Annotated in this window: 18 protein-coding genes; 9 read left to right on the forward strand and 9 right to left on the reverse strand. The window is 62.0% G+C overall.

Features of this window, described 5'->3' with window-relative positions:
* Positions 1-50: 50 nt before the first annotated feature.
* Entirely contained in the window at positions 51-1,004 is a 954-nt protein-coding gene (locus tag ACM6JM_RS11745; RefSeq protein ID WP_039764854.1) for a homoserine kinase, read from the forward strand.
* Between the two features lie 42 nt (positions 1,005-1,046).
* On the opposite strand, the gene ACM6JM_RS11750 is transcribed toward ACM6JM_RS11745, so the two are convergent.
* Positions 1,047-1,967, reverse strand: coding sequence for a zinc ABC transporter substrate-binding protein (locus ACM6JM_RS11750; RefSeq protein WP_414881922.1), 921 nt, complete (start codon positions 1,965-1,967; stop codon positions 1,047-1,049).
* A 66-nt stretch (positions 1,968-2,033) separates the two neighbouring features.
* On the opposite strand from ACM6JM_RS11750, the gene zur reads away from it, so the two are divergent.
* The 4 genes from zur to ACM6JM_RS11770 are packed head-to-tail and all read left to right on the forward strand — an operon-like array spanning position 2,034 to position 4,833.
* The gene (gene zur / locus ACM6JM_RS11755) at positions 2,034-2,516 is read left to right on the forward strand and encodes a zinc uptake transcriptional repressor Zur (protein ID WP_011331783.1); all 483 of its coding nucleotides are present in this window, start codon (positions 2,034-2,036) and stop codon (positions 2,514-2,516) included.
* The gene (gene znuC, locus ACM6JM_RS11760) at positions 2,516-3,301 is read left to right on the forward strand and encodes a zinc ABC transporter ATP-binding protein ZnuC (protein ID WP_039764852.1); all 786 of its coding nucleotides are present in this window, start codon (positions 2,516-2,518) and stop codon (positions 3,299-3,301) included. The genes zur and znuC overlap by 1 nt, the downstream gene beginning before the upstream one ends.
* Positions 3,294-4,082, forward strand: coding sequence for a zinc ABC transporter permease subunit ZnuB (znuB, locus tag ACM6JM_RS11765; RefSeq protein WP_007954005.1), 789 nt, complete (start codon positions 3,294-3,296; stop codon positions 4,080-4,082). The genes znuC and znuB overlap by 8 nt, the downstream gene beginning before the upstream one ends.
* A gap of 37 nt (positions 4,083-4,119) precedes the next feature.
* The gene (locus ACM6JM_RS11770) at positions 4,120-4,833 is read left to right on the forward strand and encodes a PA5502 family lipoprotein (protein WP_039764851.1); all 714 of its coding nucleotides are present in this window, start codon (positions 4,120-4,122) and stop codon (positions 4,831-4,833) included.
* Between the two features lie 39 nt (positions 4,834-4,872).
* Here the strand turns inward: ACM6JM_RS11770 and katE are convergent, their stop codons facing one another.
* Positions 4,873-7,014: a catalase HPII gene (gene katE / locus ACM6JM_RS11775; RefSeq protein WP_414881923.1), complete on the reverse strand. Its 2,142-nt coding sequence runs from the start codon at positions 7,012-7,014 to the stop codon at positions 4,873-4,875.
* A 260-nt stretch (positions 7,015-7,274) separates the two neighbouring features.
* Here katE and ACM6JM_RS11780 point away from each other — a divergent pair, with 260 nt between their 5' ends.
* The 3 genes from ACM6JM_RS11780 to ACM6JM_RS11790 all read left to right on the forward strand — a co-directional run bounded on the left by ACM6JM_RS11780 (position 7,275) and on the right by ACM6JM_RS11790 (position 9,804).
* A complete protein-coding gene (locus tag ACM6JM_RS11780; protein WP_007953999.1) occupies positions 7,275-8,282 on the forward strand; it encodes a methionine ABC transporter ATP-binding protein in 1,008 nt (335 codons plus the stop codon).
* Positions 8,282-8,956 (forward strand): methionine ABC transporter permease, encoded by a 675-nt coding sequence (locus tag ACM6JM_RS11785; protein ID WP_011331789.1) that lies wholly within the window; start codon positions 8,282-8,284, stop codon positions 8,954-8,956. The genes ACM6JM_RS11780 and ACM6JM_RS11785 overlap by 1 nt, the downstream gene beginning before the upstream one ends.
* Positions 8,957-9,030: 74 nt before the next feature.
* Complete coding sequence (locus tag ACM6JM_RS11790) at positions 9,031-9,804, forward strand: MetQ/NlpA family ABC transporter substrate-binding protein (RefSeq protein WP_103385831.1); 774 nt, start codon at positions 9,031-9,033, stop codon at positions 9,802-9,804.
* Positions 9,805-9,961: 157 nt separating this feature from the next.
* On the opposite strand, the gene ACM6JM_RS11795 is transcribed toward ACM6JM_RS11790, so the two are convergent.
* The 5 genes from ACM6JM_RS11795 to ACM6JM_RS11815 are packed head-to-tail and all read right to left on the reverse strand — an operon-like array spanning position 9,962 to position 13,870.
* Positions 9,962-10,597: an SCO family protein gene (locus tag ACM6JM_RS11795; RefSeq protein WP_127796507.1), complete on the reverse strand. Its 636-nt coding sequence runs from the start codon at positions 10,595-10,597 to the stop codon at positions 9,962-9,964.
* Positions 10,594-11,493: a heme o synthase gene (gene cyoE, locus ACM6JM_RS11800; protein WP_007953992.1), complete on the reverse strand. Its 900-nt coding sequence runs from the start codon at positions 11,491-11,493 to the stop codon at positions 10,594-10,596. The genes ACM6JM_RS11795 and cyoE overlap by 4 nt, the downstream gene beginning before the upstream one ends.
* Complete coding sequence (locus ACM6JM_RS11805) at positions 11,481-12,560, reverse strand: COX15/CtaA family protein (RefSeq protein ID WP_134021539.1); 1,080 nt, start codon at positions 12,558-12,560, stop codon at positions 11,481-11,483. Before ACM6JM_RS11805 ends, cyoE begins: the two co-directional genes overlap by 13 nt.
* 10 nt (positions 12,561-12,570) lie before the next feature.
* Positions 12,571-13,164, reverse strand: coding sequence for a hypothetical protein (locus ACM6JM_RS11810; protein ID WP_414881924.1), 594 nt, complete (start codon positions 13,162-13,164; stop codon positions 12,571-12,573).
* On the reverse strand, positions 13,130-13,870 hold the full coding sequence (locus ACM6JM_RS11815; RefSeq protein WP_085667441.1) for an SURF1 family protein: 741 nt from the start codon (positions 13,868-13,870) through the stop codon (positions 13,130-13,132). Before ACM6JM_RS11815 ends, ACM6JM_RS11810 begins: the two co-directional genes overlap by 35 nt.
* Positions 13,871-13,942: 72 nt before the next feature.
* On the opposite strand from ACM6JM_RS11815, the gene ACM6JM_RS11820 reads away from it, so the two are divergent.
* Positions 13,943-14,146, forward strand: coding sequence for a twin transmembrane helix small protein (locus ACM6JM_RS11820; protein WP_011331797.1), 204 nt, complete (start codon positions 13,943-13,945; stop codon positions 14,144-14,146).
* 76 nt (positions 14,147-14,222) lie between these two features.
* Here ACM6JM_RS11820 and ACM6JM_RS11825 read toward each other — a convergent pair whose 3' ends face one another.
* On the reverse strand, positions 14,223-15,110 hold the full coding sequence (locus ACM6JM_RS11825) for a cytochrome c oxidase subunit 3 (protein WP_011331798.1): 888 nt from the start codon (positions 15,108-15,110) through the stop codon (positions 14,223-14,225).
* Positions 15,111-15,135: 25 nt separating this feature from the next.
* Entirely contained in the window at positions 15,136-15,687 is a 552-nt protein-coding gene (locus ACM6JM_RS11830; RefSeq protein WP_011331799.1) for a cytochrome c oxidase assembly protein, read from the reverse strand.
* Between the last annotated feature and the right edge of the window lie 27 nt (positions 15,688-15,714).

Consider the following 15,714-nt stretch of genomic DNA (forward strand, 5'->3'; position numbering starts at 1 on the left):
TTTAATCGGCGCCGTTTGATGGCGGCGCCAGAACTGAGCAGTTTTTAACCATGTCTGTGTTCACCCCCCTGGCTCGGCCCGAGCTGGAAACCTTTCTCGCCCCTTACGGGCTCGGCCGTCTGCTCGATTTCCAGGGGATCGCCGCCGGCAGCGAAAACACCAACTTCTTCATCAGCATGGAAAAGGGCGAGTTCGTCCTGACCCTGGTCGAACGTGGCCCGGTGCAGGAAATGCCGTTCTTCATCGATCTGCTCGACGTGCTGCACGAAGCCGATCTGCCGGTGCCTTACGCGCTGCGCACCACCGACGGCGTTGCCCTGCGCGAGCTGAAAGGCAAACCGGCGCTGCTGCAACCGCGCCTGGCCGGCAAGCACATCAAGCAGGCCAATGCCCAGCATTGCGCGCAGGTCGGTGACTTGCAGGCGCACCTGCACCTGGCGACCCAGGGCGACAACATGATCAAGCGCAAGACCGATCGTGGTCTGGACTGGATGCTGGAAGAAGGCACACAGTTTCTTTCGCACCTGAGCGACGCGCCGCGTGCGCTGCTGCAAACCGCGCTGGACGAAATCACCCAACAGAAAGAGAAAATTCTCGCGCTGCCTCGGGCAAATATCCACGCCGACCTGTTTCGCGACAACGCAATGTTCGAAGGCACGCACCTGACCGGGCTGATCGACTTCTACAACGCCTGCTCCGGGCCGATGCTCTATGACGTGGCGATTGCCCTGAACGACTGGTGCTCGGACGATGACGGCCTGATCGACGGCCCGCGTGCACGGGCCTTCCTTGGCGCCTACGCGGCATTGCGACCTTTCACGGCGGCCGAAGCCGAACTGTGGCCGACCATGCTGCGAGTGGCGTGCGTGCGGTTCTGGCTATCCCGCCTGATTGCGGCGGAATCGTTCGCCGGGCAGGACGTGCTGATTCACGATCCGAAAGAGTTCGAGCAGCGGCTGGCGCAGCGTCAGACGGTCAATACGCCGCTACCTTTCGCCCTGTAAAAGAAAAAACCGCAGCCTGCACAGGCTGCGGTTTTTTTTGTATCAGAGCGATTCGAGACAACCCGCCAGATCATTCCCCAGCTTCTCCAGCACTTGCTCGTAACCTTGAGCCGTCGCTGGCGTGTACCCGCCCAGCGCATCCAGTTCCGCCAGTTTCACCGGCAGGCCTGCCACCAGGGTCTCGGCGAGACGTGGACGTAGCGGCGGCTCACTGAACACGCAGGTCTTGCCGACTTCCTGCAAGCGCGCGCGCATCGCCGCCACATGCTGGGCGCCCGGCTGCACTTCCGCCGCTACGCTGAACACGCCGGTGTGCTTCAAGCCGTAGGCCTCCTCGAAGTAGTCGAAGGCTTCGTGGAAGACGAAGTAGGGTTTGCCTTCAATACCGGCCAGACGTTTCTTCAAGCGCTGATCCAGTGCATCCAGACGTTCATCGAACGCCTTGGCGTTGCTCTGATAGCGCTCGGCATTGGCCGGGTCTGCGGCGCTCAAGTCAGCAGCCATTTTGTCGGCAATAACCCGCGCGTTCACCGGCGATAGCCACAAATGCGCATCGAGACTGCCCGGGCGATGGTCGTGGTCATGTTCGTCGGCTTCTTCAGCGTGGGAATGGTTGTCCGCAGCGAAGCGGCGCAGCTTCATGCCCGGCAAGTCCTGCACGGCAACGCTCGGCAGCGTACGCCCGTTCAGCACGCGAGGCAGGAAACTTTCCATGTCCGGGCCGATCCAGTACAGCAGGTCCACCGATTGCACCTTGCGCACGTCGGACGGACGCAACGCGTAGTTATGTGGCGAAGCCCCCGGTGGCAGCAGCACTTCGGGAATAGCCACGCCGTCCTGCACCGCAGCGGCAATCAGTTGCAGGGGCTTGATGCTGGTGAGGACTCTGACCTCGGCCTGAGCCGGACCGATCAGCAGAAAACCGGTGATGAATACGACAAAAACAGAAAAAAGTCGGGACACGATGACCACTCAATGAGGCGAGAACGGGTAACATAATAACGTCTCTAACCAAACTCGTCGCCGCTCATGCCTATTACACCGATTGCCAGCCGTCCTCACGACCACTCGCACTGCGTTCACAGCGCGCTGTCCGAGGCCGATGCCCTGTGTGCACAGAAAGGCTTGCGCCTGACCGCGTTGCGCCGGCGGGTGCTGGAACTGGTCTGGCAAAGCCACAAGCCGCTGGGCGCCTACGACATTCTGGCCGTGCTCAGCGAGCAGGACGGCCGCCGCGCCGCGCCGCCGACCGTATACCGGGCGCTGGATTTCCTGCTGGAAAACGGTCTGGTGCACCGCATTTCCTCGCTCAACGCCTTCGTTGGCTGCGTTCACCCGAAACATTCGCACCAGGGCCAGTTCCTGATTTGCCGCGAATGCCATGCCGCCATCGAACTTGAGCAAAAAACCATCAGCGATGCGATTGTCCACAGCGCCAAGGACGTCGGCTTCATCGTCGAGGCCCAGACCGTCGAAGTGGTCGGCCTCTGCTCCGGTTGCCGGGGGGCTTGATGAGCGATGCGCTGATCCGTCTGGAGCAGGTGGCGGTCCGGTTTGCCGGGCAGAACGTGCTGGACAACATTCACCTGAGCGTCGAACCGGGGCAGATCGTCACCCTGATCGGCCCCAACGGCGCCGGCAAGACCACGCTTGTGCGCGCCGTGCTCGGGCTGCTGAAACCCGACAGCGGCAGCGTCTGGCGCAAGCCGAAGCTGCGCGTCGGTTACATGCCGCAAAAACTCCACGTCGATCCGACCTTGCCGCTGTCAGTCCTGCGCTTTCTGCGGCTGGTGCCGGGCGTCGATCGTCCGCGTGCGCTGGCGGCACTCAAGGAAGTCGGCGCCGAGCACGTCATCGACAGCCCGGTGCAAAGCGTTTCCGGCGGTGAAATGCAGCGCGTGCTGTTGGCTCGGGCACTGCTTCGCGAGCCGGAACTGCTGGTGCTCGACGAGCCGGTGCAGGGCGTCGATGTTGCCGGGCAAGCCGAGCTGTACAGCCTGATCACCCGTCTGCGCGACCGTCACGGTTGTGGTGTGCTGATGGTGTCCCACGATCTGCATCTGGTGATGAGCACCACGGACCAGGTGGTGTGCCTCAACCGTCACGTCTGCTGCTCCGGGCATCCTGAGCAGGTCAGTGGCGATCCGGCTTTTGTCGAGCTGTTCGGCAACAATGCGCCGAGCCTGGCGATCTATCACCACCATCATGACCATGCCCACGACCTGCACGGTTCGGTGGTCAAGGGGCCTTTGACGGGCCAACCTCACGTTCACGGAGATAGCTGCAAGCATGGCTGATTTTCTGTTCTACGCCCTGCTTGCAGGTCTGGCGCTGGCGGTGGTCGCGGGGCCGCTGGGCTCGTTCGTGGTCTGGCGGCGCATGGCCTATTTTGGCGACACGCTGTCCCACGCCGCACTGCTCGGCGTGGCGCTGGGCTTTCTGCTGGATGTCAGCCCGACCGTCGCGGTCACCGTGGGCTGCCTGCTGCTGGCGGTGCTGCTGGTGACCTTGCAACAGCGCCAGCCGCTGGCGTCCGACACACTGTTGGGCATTCTTGCGCCGAGCACGCTCTCTCTCGGGCTGGTGGTACTAAGCTTCATGCATGAAGTGCGGATCGACCTGATGGCCTATCTGTTCGGCGACCTGCTGGCGATCAGCCCGACCGATCTGGCGTGGATCCTCGGCGGCAGCGCGGCGGTGCTGGTGTTGCTGGTGACGCTGTGGCGCCCGCTGCTGGCGATCACCGTGCACGAAGAGCTGGCCAAAGTCGAAGGTCTGCCGGTGGCCGGTTTGCGCATGGCGCTGATGCTGTTGATCGCGGTAGTGATCGCGGTAGCGATGAAAATCGTCGGTGTGTTGCTGATTACTTCGCTGTTGATCATCCCGGCGGCTGCGGCACAACGTCACGCCCGTTCGCCGGAACAGATGGCACTGGGCGCGAGCGTGCTGGGCATGCTCGCCGTGTGTGGCGGGCTGGCGCTGTCCTGGTTCAAGGACACCCCGGCGGGCCCGTCAATCGTTGTGACGGCGGCCGCACTGTTTCTGCTGAGTTTTGTTCTGCCCCGTCGAGGGGTGTAGACTTGCTCGTTTTTTGCGCAAATAGAGAGTCGCAGGAATGAAGCCGTTCGCCTCCCGTTATCTGCTCCTTGTGGCCTTTTCAGTGCTGCTGGGCGCCTGCCAAAGCACGCCGCCGGTGGCCGAAGTCCCCGATGCGCGGGCCACGGCCATCGCACAGCTGGAGCAAAGCCTGGCCAGCAGCGAACTGGCCACTGCCGAAGACCAATTGGCAGCCTTGCAGGCCGAAACACCCAACGATCAATCCCTTGAGCAATACCAGCGCCAGTTGGCCGAGGCCTATCTGCGCCGCAGCCAGATCGTCCTGCAAAAGGGCGATGTGAATGCGGCCGCGACCGCGTTGGCCCGTGCCCGCGTGCTGATGCCCAAGGCCCCGGCACTGACCGGTGGCGTCAATGGCGCGATCACCGAAGCGCGCAAGGCTGAACTGGAGAAAGCCGAAGCGGCGCTGCAAGCCGCTGAAGCCAAGCCGAAGGCCAAAGTGATCGATCCGACTGCCGAGAGCACCACGATTGCGCTGAATATCACCGATAGCCGCAAACTTCGCCGCCAACTGGATGCGATCGCCGCCGATGTGGTGAATTACGACTGTGCGGTGAGCATTCAGGCCCCGCGCACCAATGATTACCCGTGGCTGGCGACGTTGATCACCAAGCGCGTGAAGAAGCTTGATCCGGATTTCGATCTGAAGATCGAAAAACAGATTCTGCGCACGGTGCCGGCGCAGATGGTTCTGAGCCCGCGCAAACCTTGAATTAACCGCAGCCTGCTTTTCGCAGGCTGCGGTTTTTTTTCAGGCAGGAATCGCCTTGGCCTTGGCTTCCCTATCCCAAACCCGATGCTGCCCGATCGCCGCAAAGAATGGCTGGGTCAGCGCGCCTACATCCTTGCCTTCGACCAACCCCGCATCCGTTTCCAGCTTCAACACGTCCAGCAACTGTTTGGCCTCGCCATGCAGCGCAATCGCCTTCAAGTGCTTGTACGCCTCCAGCAGGTAATGCAACGCCACGCCGTCACCGCTCAACGCTTTAACCGACGCTGCGCCACCCGGCACGAATACCGCATCGAACGCAATCGAAGGCAAACCTTCCATCGACGCATCTACCGCCAGGGTTTTGCCATCGGCGGTCTTCACCGGCGCCGAAGTCGGACCAAGCAGTTTGGCGTGCGCACCTTCTGCCGCCAGCGCCTTCTTCATCGCATCAATCGCCGCACCATCGACGCCGTTGGCCGCAAGGATCGCAACTTTTCGTGTCTTGATGTTCTCCGGCAGCAGGTTGGCCTGACTCAGCGCCGGCGAACGATCCAGTGATGTTTCAGGCACGTCCACGGTACCTTTGCCTGGCGCTGGCAGACCCAGGTTGGCCGCCACGCGTTTGGCCAGCTCCAGATCGATGTTGGCGAGAATCTCGTTCACTTGCCGCGCCCGGATGAACTCACGCTCAACCTTGCCCAGTTCGAAACTGTAGGCGGCGATGATGTGCTCTTTCTCGTGCGGGCTCATGCTGTTGAAGAACAGCCGCGCCTGGGAGAAGTGGTCGCTGAACGACTCGCTGCGCTGACGGATCTTGTTGGCGTCGATACGCTCCGGGTAGCTCTCGAAGCCGCCGTCCTGCGCCGCCGGTGGAGTTTCTTTCGGCCAGCCGCCATCGATGGAGTTCGGTTCGTAGGACGCGCGGCCCTTGTCGATCACTGTACGGTGCTGGGCATCGCGCTGGCCGTTGTGGAACGGTGCGACCGGGCGATTGATCGGCAGCTCATGAAAGTTCGGCCCGCCAAGTCGGCTGATCTGCGTGTCGGTGTAGGAAAACAGCCGGCCTTGCAGCAGCGGGTCATTGGAGAAGTCGATCCCCGGCACGATATGGCCGGGGCAGAAAGCGACCTGCTCGGTTTCGGCAAAGAAGTTGTCCGGGTTGCGGTTGAGGGTCATCTTGCCCAGCGGCGTGATCGGAACGATTTCTTCGGGAATCAGTTTGGTCGGGTCAAGGATGTCGAAATCGAAGTCGTGCTCGTTTTCCTCTTCGATGACCTGAACGCCGAGTTCCCATTCCGGGTAGTCACCCATCTCGATGGCTTCCCACAGATCGCGCCGGTGGTAGTCGGTGTCTTTACCGGCGAGCTTCTGCGCCTCGTCCCATACCAGCGAACAAGTGCCGGCAGTAGGGCGCCAGTGGAATTTGACGAAGCGCGATTTGCCCTCGGCATTGATCAGCCGGAAGGTGTGCACGCCGAAGCCCTGCATGCTGCGCAGGCTTTTCGGGATCGCCCGGTCGGACATCGCCCAGATCACCATGTGCGCCGATTCCGGCACCAGCGACACAAAATCCCAGAACGTGTCGTGAGCCGAGCCGCCGGTAGGGATCTCGTTATGCGGTTCGGGCTTCACCGCGTGGACGAAGTCAGGAAATTTGATCGCGTCCTGTATGAAAAATACCGGCATGTTGTTGCCGACCAGATCGAAGTTGCCTTCGTCGGTGAAGAACTTCACGGCAAAACCACGCACGTCACGCACGGTATCGCCGGAACCACGCGGTCCCTGAACCGTGGAAAAACGCACGAACACCGGGGTTTTCTTCCCCGGATCCTGCAGGAAACCGGCCTTGGTCAGCGTCGAATGGTTCTCGTAGCTCTGAAAGAAACCATGGGCGCCGGTGCCGCGGGCGTGGACGATGCGCTCGGGAATCCGTTCATGGTCAAAGTGCGTGATCTTTTCACGCATGATGAAGTCTTCCAAAAGCGACGGCCCGCGAGCCCCGGCCTTGAGGGTGTTCTGGTTATCAGCAATTTTCACGCCCTGATTGGTGCGCAGGGCCTGACCGGTAGCGTCGGAGCGAAACTTCTCCAGGCTGTCGAGTTTGGCATTGGTGTTGGCGCGATCCGGGGTATCGGTGCCGGCCAGTTGGCTTTTGTCATTGGCAGGTTTCTTGGTACTCATCAGTCATGAACTCCTGTTTGTCCCGGGATTGCCCCGGAACGCTTGAGTGTTTCCCAGGCACGGCACCCAGGGTTTTCAAGTCGCTTAATTAGTGACTGATGAGGGTTTCGGGCGTTCCTTTTTTATGACCTTTGATCCTGTTATTGCCAAATCGAAGGTTATTCGCGAAATAAATGCTAAGAACCTCTATACGGACAGGCTAAAATGCGCGCCCGGCTAACCGCTGATCCTTTTCCAACGCGCCCCACAAGGTTCGCTACGTGATCGAGTTTCAAAACGTCCATAAGACTTACCGCGTCGCCGGTAAGGACATCACCGCGCTGCACCCGACCAGCTTCTCCATCGAGAACGGTCAGGTGTTCGGCCTGATTGGCCATTCCGGCGCGGGAAAAAGTACCCTGCTGCGTCTGATCAATCGCCTGGAGCAATCCAGTGGCGGCAAGATCATCGTCGACGGTGAAGAAGTCACCGCGCTGGACGCCAACGGCCTGCGCCGTTTTCGTCAGCAGGTCGGGATGATCTTCCAGCACTTCAACCTGCTGGCATCCAAGACCGTGGCCGACAACGTCGCGCTGCCGCTGACCCTGGCGGGTGAACTGTCCCGCGCCGAGATCGACCAGCGTGTGGCCGAGTTGCTGGCGCGGGTCGGTCTGTCCGATCACGCCAAAAAGTACCCGGCGCAGCTGTCCGGCGGTCAGAAGCAGCGTGTCGGCATCGCCCGCGCTCTGGCGACCAAGCCGAAGATCCTGCTGTGCGACGAAGCCACCAGCGCCCTCGACCCGCAGACCACAGCGTCGGTCTTGCAACTGCTGGCCGAGATCAACCGCGAGCTGAAACTGACCATCGTCCTGATCACCCACGAGATGGATGTGATCCGCCGCGTGTGCGATCAGGTCGGCGTGATGGACGCCGGTGTGATCGTCGAGCAAGGTTCGGTGGCCGATGTGTTCCTGCATCCGAAGCACCCGACCACCAAGCGCTTTGTTCAGGAAAGCGAGCAGATCGACGAAAGCGAGCAGCGCGATGACTTCGCTCACGTGCCGGGCCGCATCGTGCGTCTGACCTTCCAGGGCGAAGCGACCTACGCGCCGTTGCTCGGTACCGTCGCCCGGGAAACCGGTGTGGATTACAGCATCCTGGCCGGTCGCATCGACCGCATCAAAGACATTCCTTACGGGCAATTGACCCTCGCCGTCACCGGTGGCGACATGGAAGCGGCGTTCGCCCGCTTCACCGCCGCTGACGTTCACATGGAGGTGTTGCGCTAATGGAAGACCTGATGAGTTTCTTCACCAATATCGACTGGTACGAAATCTGGCTCGCCACCGGCGACACCCTGATGATGCTCGGCGGTTCGCTGCTGTTCACCGTGCTGCTCGGCCTGCCGCTGGGCGTGTTGCTGTTCCTGTGCAGCCCGCGTCAGTTGCTCGAAGCCAAAGGCGTGTACGCGCTGCTGTCGTTGGTGGTGAACATCCTGCGTTCGCTGCCGTTCATTATTCTGTTGATCGTGATGATCCCGTTCACCGTGCTGATCACCGGCACCTCGCTGGGCGTGGCCGGTGCGATTCCGCCGCTGGTCGTAGGTGCAACGCCGTTCTTTGCGCGGCTGGTGGAAACCGCCCTGCGTGAAGTCGATCGCGGCATCATCGAAGCGACCCAGTCGATGGGCGCGACCACTCGCCAGATCATCATGAACGCCCTGCTGCCGGAGGCCCGTCCGGGCATCTTCGCAGCAATTACGGTGACGGCGATTACACTGGTTTCCTACACGGCGATGGCCGGTGTGGTCGGTGCCGGTGGCCTGGGTGACCTGGCGATCCGTTTCGGCTATCAGCGTTTCCAGACAGACGTGATGATTGTCACCGTGGTGTTGCTGCTGATTCTGGTGCAAGTGCTGCAAATGGTCGGCGACCGACTGGTCGTGCACTTCTCGCGCAAATAACCGGTTTTGTAATGACATGAGCCGGCCATTCGCTGGCAGGCGCCAGACGGGCGCCGTAAAAAGGAGTTAGCTGAATGAAAAAACTGATTGTTGCCCTGGCTGCCTTTGCAGCGTTCTCGGCCCACGCCGACGAAACCCTGACCGTTGCTGCCACTCCGGTACCGCACGCGGAAATCCTCGAATTCGTGAAGCCGGCACTGGCCAAAGAAGGCGTGGATCTGAAGGTCAAGGTCTTCACCGACTACGTACAGCCGAACGTACAAGTGGCCGAGAAGCGTCTGGACGCCAACTTCTTCCAGCACCAGCCGTACCTCGATGAGTTCAACAAGGCCAAGGGCACCAGCCTGGTGTCCGTGACCGGCGTGCACCTGGAACCGCTGGGCGCCTACTCCAGCAAGTTCAAGAAAATCGAAGAGCTGCCAAGCGGCGCCAACGTGGTGATCCCGAACGACGCCACCAACGGCGGCCGTGCGCTGTTGCTGCTGGCCAAGGCCGGCGTGATCACCCTGAATGATCCGAGCAACATCCTGTCGACCGTCAAGGACATCGCCCAGAACCCGAAAGACCTGAAGATCCGTGAACTGGAAGCCGCGACCATCCCGCGCGTGCTGACCCAGGTCGACCTGGCGCTGATCAACACCAACTACGCGCTGGAAGCCAAACTCGATCCATCCAAGGACGCGCTGGTCATCGAAGGCAGCGACTCGCCTTACGTGAACATCCTGGTGTCCCGCGCGGACAACAAGGACAGCGACGCGATGAAGAAACTGGCCGCCGCCCTGCACAGCCCGGAAGTGAAGAAATTCATCACCGAGAAGTACAAAGGCGCGGTGCTGCCGGCGTTCTGATTTGATCGTGCCCATGCTCTGCGTGGGCATGCATCCCCGGGCGCTCCGCGTCCGCTGGGACGCAGAGCGTCCCTTGCTGCATTCCCACGCAGAGCGTGGGAACGATCAAAACGAAAAGGGGACGCCAGTGGCGTCCCCTTTTTAGTGCGTTCAGTTTTTACTTGCGGCTCAACATCACCGGCAACTGCGCCACCAGCTTGGCATTATTCAGCGGCGCCCGAATAAACCCGCGCTGTGTCCCGTCCGGCCCGATCACCGCCAGGTTGCCGCTGTGATCCACCGTGTAATTCGGCTTGCTGGTGTCCGCCGGAATGAACGGAATGCTCACCGCGTTCGCCACCTTCTGCAGCTCGTCGATGGACTTTGGCGTCAGGCCTATGAACTGTGGATCGAAGTAGCCCAGGTACTGTTTCAACTGCGCAGGGTTGTCGCGGTTCGGGTCGACGCTGACCAGCACGATCTGCAACTTGTCCACGGCATCCTTCGGCAGTTCGCTCTTGATCTGGCGCAGCTGGGCGAGGGTGGTTGGGCAGATGTCCGGGCAGAAGGTGTAGCCGAAGAACAGCAGGCTCCACTTGCCCTTGAGCTCGTTGACCGTGACCGGTTGGCCGTCCTGATTGGTCATCGTCACGTCCGGCAGGTTGCGGCTCTGCGGCAGCAGGATGATGCCGGCGTCGATCAGTGCGGTCGGGTCGCCCTGGCCCTTGCCGCTCAGCACTTTGTTGACGGTCAGGCCGAGGATCAGCGCGATCACGGCGACGAGGATGAAGACGGTTTTCTGGGTTCGAGTCATAGGTTCAACAGTAAGTAGTGGTCTACGAGCAGGGCGATGAACAGCAGAAACAGGTACCAGATAGAGTACTTGAAGGTGTTGATCGCCGCGTGCGGCCGAGTGCCACGGTACAGCACCACGGCCCATTGCAGAAACCTGGCGCCCAGCCCGAGCGCGCAGATCAGGTACAGCAGGCCGCTCATGTGGATCACGTACGGCAACAGGCTGACCGCCAGCAGGGCGAAGGTGTACAGCAGAATGTGCACCTTGGTGTAGTGCTCGCCATGGGTGACCGGCAGCATCGGAATGTCGGCCTTGGCGTATTCCTCTTTGCGGTGGATGGCCAGCGCCCAGAAGTGCGGCGGGGTCCAGGCGAAGATGATCAGCACCAGCAGCAGCGGTTCGGCACTGACGTGGCCGGTCGCGGCGGTCCAACCGAGCAGCGGCGGAGCGGCGCCGGCGAGGCCGCCGATGACGATGTTCTGCGGCGTCGCACGCTTGAGAAAACCGGTGTAGATCACCGCGTAGCCGAGCAGCGAGGCCAGGGTCAGCCAGGCAGTCAGCGGATTGGTGAAGGTCAGCAGCAGTGCCTGGCCGAGCAACGCCAGCACCAGCGCAAAGGTCAGTGCTCCTGTGGGCGAAACCCGGCCCTCCGCCAGCGGCCGTTTGTGGGTGCGGGCCATGACCGCATCGATGCGTCGGTCCACCACATGATTGACCGCCGCCGCGCCACCGGCACACAGCGCGATCCCCAGGTTGCCGAACACCAGCACCGTCCACGGCACCCCGGCGCGGGTCGCGAGGAACATGCCCACCAGCGAGGTGATGAGCATCAGCACCACGACTTTCGGTTTGGTCAGCTCCAGGTAATCACGCCACAGCGCCTGCGCCGGACGTTCGCCGATCAGAATCGCCATGGCGTCTCTCCTTTAATCGTGATGGGCGCCGCCGAGTGTTTGCGCGGGCTCAGGCGCCAGCGCGCGATCATCGGCTGCCTGACCCGAACCAGGCTGGTTCGCGCGTGATAGTTGACCAGCACCATGGTCAGCAGCAGCGCTGCGCCGCCAGCGTTATGCGCCACGGCCACCGGCAGCGGCAGATGGAACAGCACGTTGCTGATGCCGAGGGTGATCTGCGCGGCGAGGGCGATCAGCACCAGCCCGGCCAGTCGCGTCATGCCGACCACTTTCAGTTGCCAGGCCAGACCGAGCAGGACGAGCGTCACCAGCAACGCGCCGATGCGGTGGGTCAGGTGAATCGCCGTGCGTGCATCGCTGTCGAGTTGCCCGCCGAGGTAGTTGGGGCCGATGTGTTGAGTCAGGTGAAAGCCGTTGGCGAAATCCGCCGGCGGCAGCCATTGGCCGTGGCAGGTCGGGAAGTCGATGCAGGCCACCGCCGCGTAGTTGGAACTGACCCAGCCGCCGAGAGCAATCTGGCCGATCACCAACAACAATCCGGCAGTCGCCCAATATTGCAGACGCTTGGGCACGGTCAGCGCCGGCAGTACGCCGGACAGTCGCAACGTCAGCAGAAACAGCAGGCTCAGGGTCGCGAAGCCGCCGAGCAGATGCCCGGTTACCACTTGCGGCCAGAGCTTGAGCGTCACCGTCCACATGCCGAACGCCGCTTGGGCGAACACCACCGCCAGCAGAAACAGCGGCAGTTTCAGCGGTTGCCCCGGATGACGACGATTGACCCACGCGCGACCGGCCAATACCGAGATCAGCAGGCCGAGGGTGCCGGCGAAGTAACGGTGGATCATCTCGTTCCAGCCTTTGTGCGCCTCCACTGGCGAGTCGGGGTAATGCAGTTCGGCATGGGCCAGCTGGGCTTCGCTTTTCGGCACGCTGATGAACCCGTAGCAGCCCGGCCAGTCCGGGCAGCCGAGGCCGGCGTGGGTCAGGCGGGTGTAGGCGCCGAGCAGCACGACGATCAGTGCCAGCAGGGTGGCAAACAGCGCGAGGCGAAATCCAGGTTTGGCCATGACGATGCCCTTATCCGATGTTCGACAGTTTCAGCAGGTGGCGCAGGTCGTTGAGCAGATCCTTGCCCTTGACGCTCGGGTCGTAGCGCAGCACGAGGTTGCCGTGGGGATCGATGATCCACAGTTGCGGCGTGGCCTTGTCGCCCGTGGCCTTGCTGAAGGTCGCCGGGTCCAGCGGGTAGCGTTGCAGCTGCGGGTATTCGCGGGTCAGCTTGGCTTCGTAGTCGGCAGTCAACGGTTGTGCAGCGGCCAGGGCGTGGCTGGCGCGCCCGGCTTCGCGGCCCAGGCCGATCTGGATCTGCCGCGCCAGGTACACCAGTTGCTGGCAGTCCACCGCGCAGTCTTTCGGCGCGGTCACGAGCATCTGCCAGCGCGTTTCGTCAGCCTGGATGCCGAGGTCGGTGCGGGTCTGGCCGTTGCCGATCAGTTCGCCGTGATAGCTGCGACCTTCCGGCACCCAGAACTGCAACTTGTACATGCCGGTGGCGAGGATCATCGGACCGACCACGCCGAGCACGATCAGCAGCAACTGGATGCGTCCGCGACGGCGACTGGCCGGGACTTTCGTTTCAGACATGCTGGGTGGATTCATGGCCGCTCCCATGGTGTTTCTCCTTTGCGTTGTGCCAGCCGAGATAGAGGTAGAGACCGAGCAGGGCGGTGGCCATGGCGAACCACTGCACGGCGTAACCGAGGTGTTTTTCCGGGCCCATCGCGACTACCGGCCAGTCGGCCTGATAGCTGGCGGGGCCGGGTTCGGCGCGTAATTCGTAGGCGAACCCGTCGCGTTCGAGGGTTTTCCACAGCTTCGCGGGTTCGATGGCGGTGACGGTCTGCGGCCAGGTGCTGCTGACCGGATCGGCATGCAGCTGGAAGGTGGCACCGGGGGCGACATACACCCAGGCATCGACATTCACGGCATCGGCTGGCGTATTGAATTGCGGGGCCGTGCGCCGGTCCGGCCACGGCAGCCAACCGCGATTGACCAGCAGCCACTGGCCGCTGCGTTGATCCTGAAACGGTTGCAGCAATTCGACGCCGACCTTGCCGTTGCGCTGGCGGTTGTCCAGCAACAGGCTGTGGGCGGCGTCGAACTGGCCGTGCAGATGCACCCGGCGAAAGGCCGGATCGGCGCTGTGCAGCAACTCGGTGCTGGCCATCGGTTCGGCGGCGCGGCGTTCGGCGTAGCTGGCGAGCAGGGCGGTTTTCTCCGCGCCCCGGCCCAGTTGCCAGAAGCCCAGCGAAATCAGTAACGGCAGCAGCAGGCCGACCACCAGGGTCGGCACCACGCCCGGCCGGAAGCGCTTCATGGTCGCGCCAGAAAATCAGTGAACGCGATCGCTATACTCAAGTGCATCGCTTGTTCCCCCGGAGTTCTTCCCATGCTCAAAGCAGCCATCGTCCTGATGCTGATTGCCACGGTGGTCAGCCTGTTCAGCGGCCTGTTTTTCCTGGTCAAGGACGACAGCAGCTCGAATCGGCTGGTGATCGCCTTGAGTGTTCGGGTGGCGTTGGCTGCTGTCACCGTCGGCCTGATCGCCTGGGGTTTCTACAGCGGCCAACTGGTGTCCCACGTGCCGTGGTAGCTGCAAGCGCCAAGCTACAAGCTACAAGCCTTACCGTTTTGACTTGAAGCTCGCAGCTCGCGGCTTGCAGCTGCTGTTAAAGCACATAAACGAAGATGAACAAGCCGATCCACACCACATCGACGAAGTGCCAATACCAGCTCGCCGCTTCAAAGCCGAACTGATGTTCGTTGTCGAAATGGCCCTTCATGATGCGCATCAGCATCACGAACAAAATGATCGTGCCGATGGTCACGTGGGCGCCGTGGAAACCGGTGAGCATGAAGAACGTCGCGCCGTAGATGCCCGAGCCGAGGGTCAGCCCCAGTTCGTGGTAGGCGTGGATGTATTCTTCGGCCTGGAAGCCGAGGAACGCGCAGCCCAGCAGCACGGTGATCGCCAGCCACAGTTTCAGCGCGCCGCGATGGCCTTTCTTCAGCGCGTGGTGGGCAATGGTGATGGTCACGCTGGAGCTCACCAGCAGGATGGTGTTGATCAGCGGCAGGCCCCAGGGGCTGATGACTTCCTTGGGCGGCGGGAACAGTTTCGGATCCGGCGTGTGCAGCAGCGGCCAGGTGAACTGGAAGTTCGGCCAGAGCATGTGGGCGATGCCTTTGGTGCCTTCGCCGCCCAGCGCCGGGCCGGAAATGTGCCGCACGTAGAACAGCGCGCCGAAGAAGGCGATGAAGAACATCACCTCGGAGAAGATGAACCAGCTCATGCCCCAGCGGAACGAGCGGTCCAGTTGCGGGCTGTACAACCCCGCGCGGCTTTCCTTGATCACCGTGCCGAACCAGCCGAACAGCATGTACGCCAGCAACAGACCGCCGACGAAAAAGATCAGCGGGCCGTGGGATTCCGGACGCGCTGCCTTCAGATCGTTGAACCAGGTCGCCAGGCCGTACACGGTGACGAACATCCCCACCGTGGCCACGATCGGCCACTTGCTCTGGGCCGGGACGTAATAGTGCTCATGAGTTGCCATTTATTGTTCTCCTTATCGGGCACGCTTAACCGCCAGTGTTTGCAGCCACCGGAGGATGTCGGGCGGTGATATCGAACAGCGTGTAGGACAGCGTCAGGTGCTTCACGTCCTTGGGCATGTCGCGGTCAACGATGAAACGCACCGGCATCTCGATCTGCTGACCGGGCTGCAGCACCTGCTGGGTAAAACAAAAGCATTCGGTCTTGTGGAAATACGCCGCCGCATTGCTCGGCGCGATGCTGGGCACGGCTTGAGCGCTCATCGGTTTGTCGGTGGGGTTGCGGGCGATGAAGATCATCTCGTTCACCGCGCCGGGGTTGGCCGTCAGCTCGTCATGCTTGGGATAGAAATCCCATGGCATGTCGGCGGTGTTGGTCGACAGAAACTGCACCCGCACCTGCCGCGAAGCATCGACGGTCTGCTCGCCCTCGTACTGCCCGGCGGTCTTGCCGTTGATGCCGAACGCCTTGCACATCACGTCGTAGATCGGCACCAGGGCAAAGCCGAAGACGAACATCGCCACCACCACGCCGAGCAGTCGGGTGACCAGCTTCTTCATCGAAATCGAGTCAGCCATGGTGGCGGTCCTCAACGGCTACGGGGT

It is taken from the genome of Pseudomonas sp. IT-P2 (genome assembly GCF_949767575.1).
GTDB lineage: Bacteria > Pseudomonadota > Gammaproteobacteria > Pseudomonadales > Pseudomonadaceae > Aquipseudomonas > Aquipseudomonas pharyngis.

Coding starts and splice junctions, on each gene's coding strand:
- ACM6JM_RS11745 (WP_039764854.1), top strand. CDS start 51: ATGTCTGTGTTCACCCCCCTGGCTCGGCCCGAGCTGGAAACCTTTCTC.
- zur (WP_011331783.1), top strand. CDS start 2,034: ATGCCTATTACACCGATTGCCAGCCGTCCTCACGACCACTCGCACTGC.
- znuC (WP_039764852.1), top strand. CDS start 2,516: ATGAGCGATGCGCTGATCCGTCTGGAGCAGGTGGCGGTCCGGTTTGCC.
- znuB (WP_007954005.1), top strand. CDS start 3,294: ATGGCTGATTTTCTGTTCTACGCCCTGCTTGCAGGTCTGGCGCTGGCG.
- ACM6JM_RS11770 (WP_039764851.1), top strand. CDS start 4,120: ATGAAGCCGTTCGCCTCCCGTTATCTGCTCCTTGTGGCCTTTTCAGTG.
- katE (WP_414881923.1), bottom strand. CDS start 7,014: ATGAGTACCAAGAAACCTGCCAATGACAAAAGCCAACTGGCCGGCACC.
- ACM6JM_RS11785 (WP_011331789.1), top strand. CDS start 8,282: ATGGAAGACCTGATGAGTTTCTTCACCAATATCGACTGGTACGAAATC.
- ACM6JM_RS11790 (WP_103385831.1), top strand. CDS start 9,031: ATGAAAAAACTGATTGTTGCCCTGGCTGCCTTTGCAGCGTTCTCGGCC.
- ACM6JM_RS11795 (WP_127796507.1), bottom strand. CDS start 10,597: ATGACTCGAACCCAGAAAACCGTCTTCATCCTCGTCGCCGTGATCGCG.
- cyoE (WP_007953992.1), bottom strand. CDS start 11,493: ATGGCGATTCTGATCGGCGAACGTCCGGCGCAGGCGCTGTGGCGTGAT.
- ACM6JM_RS11805 (WP_134021539.1), bottom strand. CDS start 12,560: ATGGCCAAACCTGGATTTCGCCTCGCGCTGTTTGCCACCCTGCTGGCA.
- ACM6JM_RS11810 (WP_414881924.1), bottom strand. CDS start 13,164: ATGGGAGCGGCCATGAATCCACCCAGCATGTCTGAAACGAAAGTCCCG.
- ACM6JM_RS11815 (WP_085667441.1), bottom strand. CDS start 13,870: ATGAAGCGCTTCCGGCCGGGCGTGGTGCCGACCCTGGTGGTCGGCCTG.
- ACM6JM_RS11820 (WP_011331797.1), top strand. CDS start 13,943: ATGCTCAAAGCAGCCATCGTCCTGATGCTGATTGCCACGGTGGTCAGC.
- ACM6JM_RS11825 (WP_011331798.1), bottom strand. CDS start 15,110: ATGGCAACTCATGAGCACTATTACGTCCCGGCCCAGAGCAAGTGGCCG.
- ACM6JM_RS11830 (WP_011331799.1), bottom strand. CDS start 15,687: ATGGCTGACTCGATTTCGATGAAGAAGCTGGTCACCCGACTGCTCGGC.